The organism is Anaerorhabdus sp., assembly GCF_036637135.1.
In the GTDB taxonomy this organism is placed as follows: domain Bacteria; phylum Bacillota_I; class Bacilli_A; order Erysipelotrichales; family Erysipelotrichaceae; genus Anaerorhabdus.
The window spans coordinates 1-9,115 of the sequence record NZ_JAVWNC010000071.1 but is presented as its reverse complement, the minus strand read 5'-3'; the positions used below and the strand labels follow the sequence as shown (position 1 = coordinate 9,115).

Sequence of the window (9,115 nt, the reverse complement as noted above, 5' to 3'; positions counted from 1 at the left end):
TTGGGAACTTCATAAAGGTTCTTTAAATGATTTGTGTAACAAATCAATTTTCTTGGGAGAGTTCTCTGCGATCAAAAGAAAACCAAGAAAAATACCAAGAGAGTATTAATACTTTGTGTCTTCATGGAAAAAGATGTAGCAAATCTTCGATAAAGCTTTGAACACCACCACTGTTAGATGATGGATTTGGACTTTGATGAACTTGAAGTAGGAATCTAAAAACTACGCTAATGAATTCAACACTCGTCAATAACTACCTCGTAGCATAGAAGAATACTGAGTTTGTTGGACACAAAGTCTATCAGAGAGTAGGAAATATATAAAGAGTCTTTGAATGATTTGTGATACAAATCAATTTTCTGTTGACAAAATGGAAATCTAAGTGATACAGTTGATACAGATGATACACGTGATACAGATGGAGGTGTGTAATGTTCTTAATAACTTTAAAAGGAAATGAACCTATATTTGAACAAATTGTGACTCAAATTATTCGGTTTATAGAGTTAGGTGTTCTTAATCCAAAAGATAAACTACCATCAGTACGTGTACTTGCGCAAGAATTGGGTATTACACCAAATACAGTCGTAAAAGCATATCAAATTCTAGAAGACCAAGGATATGTTTTTACATATCAAAAGAAAGGTGTATTTGTATGTGGCACACCAAATGAACAAGACACAAATAAACTTGAATTAGAATTTACAAAAGTAACAACATTATGTTTATCTCAAGGACTAAGCAAGGAAGATTTGAAAAAGATGATTGATGAAATGGAAGGGGACTAAGTTATGTTACAAGTTAAACATTTATCTAAATCATTTGGAAGTGATTTGGTACTGGATGATTGCAGTTTCGAAATTCCAAAATCTCGTGTAGTTGGATTAGTTGGTTCTAATGGAGCAGGCAAAACAACACTTTTAAAATGTATACAAGGTGTTTATGACTTCAGTGGTGAAATCTTGTTTGCTAATGAAAAGATAGTTGAAAATAATAAGATAAAATCAAAAATATTCTTGGTTTCAGATGCTAACTGGTTTCCGTTTAATGCAACAATGAAATCAATGGAAGAATTATATGCTACATTTTATCATTTCAATTCAATTCGATATAAAAAGTATGTAGATATATTTAATTTGGATATTCATAAAAAAATAAATGAATTTTCAAAAGGGATGACGCGATTAGCGTGTGTTTGTTTTGCATTAGCAGTAGAACCTGAATTATTACTGATTGATGAGGTATTCGACGGATTAGATCCAAAAGTTAGACAAGTGTTTAAACGTTGTATTATTGAAGATATGGATGAAACAAAAATGTCAGTACTTGTTTCTTCACATGCTTTACGTGAACTTGAGGATATATGTGATGAGTTTATCTTTTTAAATAAAACGATTTATACGCAAGGTAATGTTCAAGACTTAAAGCAAAATTATTCAAAAGTACAAGTTATCAGTGATGATATAAGTAGATTAATAGAGCTTATTGGGGATGATAAAATTGTACATAGAAAAACTTCCGGAAAAGTACATATTCTTATTTGTAATATAAACAAAGATATAATGTTTGATATTATGGAGAAGATACAACCTCAATTCTACGAATGTCTTCCAATTACATTTGAAGAATATTATTTACTCGTAGATGAAGGAGGAAATCAAAATGAATAAGAAATACTTTAAATATTTGTGTATATCAAATAAATTTGTCTTCTTAATTGCAATGTTTTTTGGATTAATGATTAGTATTCTTCCTGACTTAAGGAGTAAAATATTATTTGTTACTGATACTGTAGTTGTCATTTCAGTTTTATCTTCAATTTATTACTTATCTTACATCCATCGAAAAGAGGAAGTAAGTACATACAATGCATTTCCAATTACGAAGAAAGAGTTATGGAAAACAAGATTCATTTTCTCTTGTACATTAGTTAGTTGTTGGATGATCATTGTCTTATTCATTGGATTAATTCCGTCATATTTATATGGAGATTTGAAAAATGAGTATTTGATAAAAGGTATAATTCTTGTTGCAGTTACAGTTTTGATGCTAATCTTGTTAAATGTTGTGCTTCAAACGATATGTGCTTTTATCATAGAAAGTTGCAACAATTTATTTGATTCTGTAATCAGTATGATTGCTTATTTGGCTTTACCAATTTACACATTGAATACGTTACAATATTCACTTGGGATGACTACATATACGATAGGAAATTTGTTTAACTATGTACCGAGACTTGTACTTTCGCCAATAGGATTTCCAAAGGAATTCATATCGAAATGTACTTACTTTTTTCTCTATGGTGATCAAGTAATAGAGGTTACACAAACCCTATTATTAGTAATTACATTTATAATGTGGATACTTATCGCCATAATTCTATATCGATTAATGTTAAAAAGAATTCAAACACATGGTACAGAATTAGCAAATCAGAAATCAACAGTTTGGTGGATAACGAAAGTACCAGTGATTTGGCTAACAATCCTGTTCATGATGGTGCTTGTAGCAGCTAATGTTTTTGAAAATCATATTTTATTCATTTTCGTTGTTGTTCTCTATATTGTTGGTTTGAGTATTTATCAAAGGAAGTTAGTTTTTACAAAGAATGCTTTCCTTGTCTTTGTAGCACTATTTCTAGGTTTAAGTGGATTTCGCTTTGTATTTATGAAAACTGAAGCGTTTGGATTAGAGGAATGGTTAGTATTACGAAGAGATTTTAGGAATTTCTATATGCAACAAAAAATTGACAATTCCTCTTCTTATGAAACATGGCAAGTAACGACAAGTGATGAAAAACTAATGATGATCATCAAAGATGAAGTTGAAACCACATTGAATGATTATTATGCAACAGGTAACAAAAATTTCGCTTATTCAGAGGATGAGGTGAATTTGCTGCAGGTGGGTTATGCAGAGGATCCATCATCATACTTTAATATTTATCTAAGTGATGAGCGTTATCAAGAAATTAGAGAGCTACTTGTGGAAAAGGAATATGAAAAAACAATTGTTGTTGAACCACGTTAAAAGATGAGCATTGCTCATCTTTTGTTTAACTATTCAGTAACGGGTGTAGGGGTAGATTCTATAGTTTTCTTTAGTCGATAAACAACGACTTCTGCATCAGATAGAAACCGAACATCCATTCTTGTAGTCCCGACGCCATTCATAACATCGAGTGTGAATTGATCATTAATATTGTATTTACCTTTATTGTAGATTTCTGCATTAGGTGCAGTGTAAAGTGATCCAACTATCGGAAAGTAGACTTGTCCACCATGACTATGTCCTGATATTTGTAGATCGACTAAGTCGGGTGTCAATGAATCAGCGATATCAGGTGTATGAGAAATAACGATATTAAATATATTTGGAGAAACAGACGCAAATGCTGTTGTTAAGTCAGGATTACCAAGTAGTTGAGAATCGATGCCAATTAGCGATATAGCTTCAGATCCCTTGTTTCTTATTAGTATTGAACGGTTAGTCAGTAATTCAAAATCTGCGTTATGTAAGATACTTGTTACTAAGTCTTTAGATGTACTTGACTCTAGGTCATGATTGCCTAAAACCGCAAACTTTCCTAGTGGTGCAGAAATTGATTTTAACTGTTCTGTAATTTTTGAAATTACTTCTTCTGATGGTATGTTATTTGATGGATGATCAATTAAATCACCTACGAATATGACAATATCTGCAGAAGTATCATTGATTAGTTGTACCACTTGATCAAATCGTTCTGCATCCATGAATGAATTATAATGAACATCAGAGAAGAAGAGTACATTCACATCGTTGAGTTGATCCGGTATTTTTTTAGAAGTTATTGTTTCATAACGCACAATAAAACGACTAGGTGCTACATAAAATGCATCGTAATAAAGTCCACCTATTAAAAATACTAAAATAGTAAGTATTAGTAAAATTTTTTGCCAAACTTTCATTGTAACCTCAATTCTTAAACTGTCCTTTAAAAAAGACTGTCTCTATTATATACTATTTGTGGACAGGTGAGGATGATAATATGGATAAAAAATGTTATTTTATTGATTTGGATGGAACAATGTACTGGGGTACAAAAGTTATTGATGGTGCTATACGTTGGATTAATTATTTATTGGATAATAATATTGAATTTTATTTCTTAACAAATAATTCATCAAGGACTCAAGAGCAAGCGTGTAATCATATGTTAAAGATGGGCTTTACAGATATTAAACCTCATCATTTCTATACTTCTGCAATGGCAGCAGCTGAAAGGGTAGCAAGAGAATATCCAACAAAGAAAGAAGCTTATTACATTGGGGAGGAGGGGTTGAAACAAGCCTTGTTATCAAATGGTTTTCATATTAATCCAGATAAAGCAGATTTCTTGTTTATTGGATTAGATCGTCAAGCTACTTATCAAGATTATTCTTATGCAGTACGTTTAGTTAAGGATGGTTGTAAATTAGTTGGTACAAATAATGATCGTCTTCTTTTATCAGAAAAGGGTGTTAATATTGGTAATGGAAGCGTAGTAGCGATGTTTGAATATGCAACCAATAGTGAGTCCATAAAGGTTGGAAAACCACATAATGCAATTATTGAAGGCGCTTTACGTTATGCAAAAGTTGCCAAGGAGAATGCAGTTATTGTAGGTGATAATCTTGAAACTGATATTTTATGTGGTAATAATGCAGGTATAGAAACTGTATTTGTTACAACGGGAGTTCATAACATGGAAGATTGTTATCGTTTGGATATCAAACCAACCTACATTATTGCGAACCTAACTGGATTAATTGACTAAATCACATAATTTTCCATATTTTTAACAAATTACAACGATAGATATTGTGTATAGTATAGTCATCAAGAGGAACACTCTTGAAATGTACAGTATTCAAAAATCCCCTTAATGATTATTGTACATACATTCTATCCCCTTATATATAAAAAAAGAAATAGAACCGTTTAGGTTCTTTTTCTTTTCTTACAATAATATAAAATAGGTGCATTTTCATAATTATTTTGATAAGTATCAACTATATAATCATGTTGAACAATCCAATTATGAATCGCATGATGTTCTTCTATACCACCTGGATGACCAATGTAACATGCCAACATCATCAAACCATTTTCTTTTAGTAAATGATCACAAGCATCAAGTGCCTTTATTGAAGAGGTAGGTTGAGTAATAATTGTAGAATTACTTTTTGGTAAATATCCAAAATTGAAGAGGACTACATCGATGGTACAATTGAGTTTAATTATATCTTCGTGACTAGTGTGATAAAGTGTCAAGTTGGAAAAGTCTTTGCATCGTTCTTGAGTGTTTTTAATTGCTGCTTCTTGAATATCATAGGCATAAACATGGTGACAATGCTTACATAGGAAGTAAGTATCGTTTCCATTACCACATGTTGCATCAATCGCAGTCATATCTGTAGTTAATACTTCTTTTAAGAGTCGATGGCAAGTAGTATTTATATTTTCCATGTCGTATTCATTCCTTGAGTAATATTCTCTCTAGCCATCTTTTTATCAATTTCATTAAGTACAATGGTTTTCTTAAGAGTCCATGCTGGTTCTATTAATTCTTCTTTGATGGCATCACCAGTGAGTCGTTGGATAATAATAGTTGGTTTTAGTTCCTTAAGTTGATCACACACTATATCTACATATTCATCACGTGTTAAGATATGAAAAGGTAATTTTTCATACGAACGAAAAAGTTGTGTATTCTTAGTAATATGAAGCATATGAATCTTAACTGCGTCAATATCCAATGCATTACATGCTTTAGCGGTTTCAATCATCATTTCTTTAGTCTCGCCAGGTAACCCATTGATTAAGTGTACGCAAACTTTACAGTTTGTTTTTTTAATTCTATTGATGCAATCAACAAATTCATCAAAGTTATGACCACGGTTAATTGCTTTTGCAGTTGAATCATATTTACTTTGTAATCCAATTTCTATCCAAATTTCTTTTGTTTTACAACATTCATTTAGATAATCTAGTTTCTCTTGTTCAAGGCAATCAGCACGTGTTCCAATCGCGATTGCTACAACTTCATCTAAAGTAAGAAAGGGTTGTAAGCATTCTTTTATACGTTTCAATGAACCATATGTATTGGTGTAGGATTGAAAATAGGGAATGGTTAAACTATTTGGCCATTTCTTCTCCATGACTTCTCGTCCTGCATGGTATTGATCAAGTAAATCCATGCTGGATGGTTGCGTGAAATTACCACTTCCTACATCATTACAAAAAGTACATCCACCAAAACCTTTTTTACCATCACGATTCGGGCAAGTAAAACCAGCATTCAATGCGACTTTTACAACCTTTGAATTAAATTTGTGACGAAGGTAATAGTTCCATGTGTGATATCTTTTGTTGTCATCTGAAAAAAGAAATGAATTCATAGTCGCTCCTTATTTTAATTCTTGATATGTTAAACTAAATTGTTCCAGATTCGTAAAAAGGGTATCTAAAACGAGTTGTGCATTTTCATAATTTTGAGAACACTCTTTAATTTTTCGTGTTTTAGGATCAAAAGTGCAATTGTAAATATCTTCATTTTCATTAATTGTTAGAGTTTCTTTAGAAAAGTTAATTATAAATGTGGCACCACTAAAGTCAAGCGTATCACATTGTGCAATCATAGTAGTCCATGTAATGTCATTATTAAAGTCAAAAGAATCATATACTCCGGTTACCCATGAATCAAGGTAACAAACATTCTTCTCGCAAGTGAATTCTTGTTTTTTTAATTTATCAATAATCAGTTTGTTGTCATTGGAACAACCTATCAATAGTAAAGTTAAACCAATACATATTATTTTTTTCATTGACCATCTCCTATGATAGAAAAAAGAATAGAGATTATTTCTATTCTTCGATTGCTTGTATGGCGATACAATAAGGTCCACCTTGTGTTATAAAGGCACAAGATAATTCTAATATTTCAACAACGCTTGTTGGAAATTTGCTTTTAATGATGTCCATAATTTGTTTTGCTTGGCTTTCTGCGAAAGCGTGTGATATGTAGAAACGTGGAGTTTTGAAATTAGCTTCTTCCAATGCAGCTATAATTTTTTTGATAGCCAAATCAAATGATCGAGCAGTAACAAACTTATCTAGTCGACAACCATCAGGTGTTTGTCTGACAACAGGTTTTAATTTTAATAAACCGCCAATTTTAGCAGTTAATGGAGTACAACGTCCACCACGTTTTAAGTAATCGAAATCTTGAGGCATCAAGAAAGATTGTGATGAATCAATCTTTGGTTGAATGATATCAAGAATTTCTTGGATTGGCTTATCTTCTTTAATGAGTTGAAGTATAAGATCAACTAAGTAGCGATGTGGACCACATAATGTTTTAGAATTGATTACATGAATATTTGATGCATGATCTAATTCTTGAACTGCAGCACATGCAGTTTGATATGTTCCTGACAAACCATCAGCCATACAAAGTAAGATAATTTCATCATTACGATGTAAATCAACAGATGTTAATATTTCGCCAATAGTAGGTTGTGATGATGTAGGGAAATCTCCTGCGTTAATTAATTGTAGAAATTCAGTTGCATTAATTTCTACAAACTCATGGTACGATTTTCCCGCAATAGTAACAATTAAAGGATTAACTGTAAATCCTAATTGGATAGCTTCGCTAGGTGTGTATAAACATGATGTATCAGTAATTAAATGTATCATAGTTCGGCCTTTCTACGCAATGAACATTGCAATCGCCACAAAATGAAAGAATGTTCCCAAAAGTATAAAGAGATGGAACAATTCATGGAAACCCCATAAATCATTTATATTTGGCTTTTTCAGTATATAAATAATAGCACCTATTGTATAAGAAAGTCCACCTAATGCGATAAGAATTAAACAATTAATCGGCATTGATGCAAAGCCTTGCCAATAGAATACAACAGCCCAACCCATAATTAAATAAAGAAGGGTATAGAGTAATCGAGGTGCATTCAACCAGATGATTTTGGTAATAATTCCAAACAATGCAATACCCCAAATTGCTAAGGTGAAGATTAAACCAGCAGGTTTATCTAGATATGCAATTGCAATCGGTGTATATGTACCTGCGATTAGCACATAGATCATTGAATGGTCTAATTTACGATATAAAGTTTTCTTCTTAGAATCATTTGGAATATAATGATAATAACTTGAAGAACTGTATAATGCAATGACAGATAAACTAAAAATAAGTGATATGACATGTACGGTAATGTCTTTTTGATTAGAGTATGATATAATTTGTAAAACCACTAAATAGACAACACCTAAAACTGCACCAATAAAGTGAGTATAACTACTCATAGAATCTTGTGCTTTCTTAAAATAATTGTACATAGGGTAATCCTCCTGCACCTAGTTATGATAACTAGATGTTTTTATTTTATCATTTTTATTTAAAAATTCAAGAGGAGTGATACAACTTTACAATTTATTTGAAACTGTTAAAATGAACGAAGAACTGTAAAAGGAGATTTTATGAAAAAGTTAGTCTTAAGTTTACTCGCGTTGGTGTTAATATCAGGATGTTCATCTGCACCTAAAAAAGAGGATTCATCAATGATGACATGTACACAAGAGGGTGAAGGAAATTCATCAGTTACAACTTTCACTACCAAAGGAAACGAGATTGTATCCTCAACTGTTACAACAACAATAATATTACCAACACCTGAAGATGAATTAATACTAGAATCATCATTGTTACAACAAAAAACAGCATTTGAAGATTTTGAAGGAATTGACTTCAATTATGTTATTGAAGATGGACAAGCGGTAATTACAGGGGTTTATGATTTAACCAAGGTAAGTGTAGAAGTATTACCACAACTTGGATTTACAGATGATTTAAAAACGGATGGTAAATTCACATTAGATAAGTTTGAAGAAATTTACAAAAAAGTAGGTATTGCTTGTGAGATAAAATAAGACATTGGTTAGCCAATGTTTTTTTCTTTCATAATTCTTTAGAAAGTTGTAAGTGTTTTGTGAGAAACAAAGTATCATTTTTCATTATAGTGAAAGTAGTAATTTAATTACTGGAGGAGAAATATGAAAAAAATACTTG

General features: G+C 31.5%; 11 protein-coding genes. 5 read left to right on the top strand and 6 right to left on the bottom strand.

Annotation, left to right across the window (positions count from 1 at the left end):
- Window positions 1-431: 431 nt before the first annotated feature.
- From RR643_RS10270 to RR643_RS10260, 3 genes are read left to right on the top strand one after another with little or no spacing between them, the layout of a single operon-like run.
- Window positions 432-788 (top strand): GntR family transcriptional regulator, encoded by a 357-nt coding sequence (locus RR643_RS10270; RefSeq protein WP_332468899.1) that lies wholly within the window; start codon window positions 432-434, stop codon window positions 786-788.
- Window positions 789-791: 3 nt separating this feature from the next.
- Window positions 792-1,670 carry an ABC transporter ATP-binding protein gene (locus RR643_RS10265; RefSeq protein ID WP_332483155.1) on the top strand — a complete coding sequence of 293 codons (879 nt, stop codon included), beginning with the start codon at window positions 792-794 and terminating at the stop codon, window positions 1,668-1,670.
- Entirely contained in the window at window positions 1,663-3,033 is a 1,371-nt protein-coding gene (locus tag RR643_RS10260; RefSeq protein ID WP_332483154.1) for a hypothetical protein, read from the top strand. Before RR643_RS10265 ends, RR643_RS10260 begins: the two co-directional genes overlap by 8 nt.
- Before the next feature lie 29 nt (window positions 3,034-3,062).
- Here RR643_RS10260 and RR643_RS10255 read toward each other — a convergent pair whose 3' ends face one another.
- Complete coding sequence (locus RR643_RS10255) at window positions 3,063-3,950, bottom strand: metallophosphoesterase (protein ID WP_332468896.1); 888 nt, start codon at window positions 3,948-3,950, stop codon at window positions 3,063-3,065.
- An 80-nt stretch (window positions 3,951-4,030) separates the two neighbouring features.
- On the opposite strand from RR643_RS10255, the gene RR643_RS10250 reads away from it, so the two are divergent.
- Entirely contained in the window at window positions 4,031-4,798 is a 768-nt protein-coding gene (locus RR643_RS10250) for an HAD-IIA family hydrolase (protein ID WP_332468895.1), read from the top strand.
- A 164-nt stretch (window positions 4,799-4,962) separates the two neighbouring features.
- Here the strand turns inward: RR643_RS10250 and RR643_RS10245 are convergent, their stop codons facing one another.
- Genes RR643_RS10245 through trhA form a run of 5 tightly spaced genes read right to left on the bottom strand, consistent with a single transcriptional unit; the run spans window position 4,963 to window position 8,385 of the window.
- Window positions 4,963-5,490 (bottom strand): tRNA (mnm(5)s(2)U34)-methyltransferase, encoded by a 528-nt coding sequence (locus RR643_RS10245; RefSeq protein ID WP_332468894.1) that lies wholly within the window; start codon window positions 5,488-5,490, stop codon window positions 4,963-4,965.
- Window positions 5,478-6,422, bottom strand: a complete 945-nt coding sequence (locus tag RR643_RS10240) for a TIGR01212 family radical SAM protein (RefSeq protein WP_332472658.1) — start codon at window positions 6,420-6,422, stop codon at window positions 5,478-5,480. The genes RR643_RS10245 and RR643_RS10240 overlap by 13 nt, the downstream gene beginning before the upstream one ends.
- A gap of 9 nt (window positions 6,423-6,431) precedes the next feature.
- Window positions 6,432-6,848: a hypothetical protein gene (locus RR643_RS10235; RefSeq protein ID WP_332483153.1), complete on the bottom strand. Its 417-nt coding sequence runs from the start codon at window positions 6,846-6,848 to the stop codon at window positions 6,432-6,434.
- A gap of 40 nt (window positions 6,849-6,888) precedes the next feature.
- Complete coding sequence (locus RR643_RS10230) at window positions 6,889-7,722, bottom strand: DegV family protein (protein WP_332483152.1); 834 nt, start codon at window positions 7,720-7,722, stop codon at window positions 6,889-6,891.
- A 12-nt stretch (window positions 7,723-7,734) separates the two neighbouring features.
- Window positions 7,735-8,385 (bottom strand): PAQR family membrane homeostasis protein TrhA, encoded by a 651-nt coding sequence (trhA, locus tag RR643_RS10225; RefSeq protein WP_332468890.1) that lies wholly within the window; start codon window positions 8,383-8,385, stop codon window positions 7,735-7,737.
- A 141-nt stretch (window positions 8,386-8,526) separates the two neighbouring features.
- On the opposite strand from trhA, the gene RR643_RS10220 reads away from it, so the two are divergent.
- Window positions 8,527-8,976, top strand: coding sequence for a hypothetical protein (locus RR643_RS10220; RefSeq protein ID WP_332483151.1), 450 nt, complete (start codon window positions 8,527-8,529; stop codon window positions 8,974-8,976).
- Window positions 8,977-9,115: the final 139 nt, after the last annotated feature.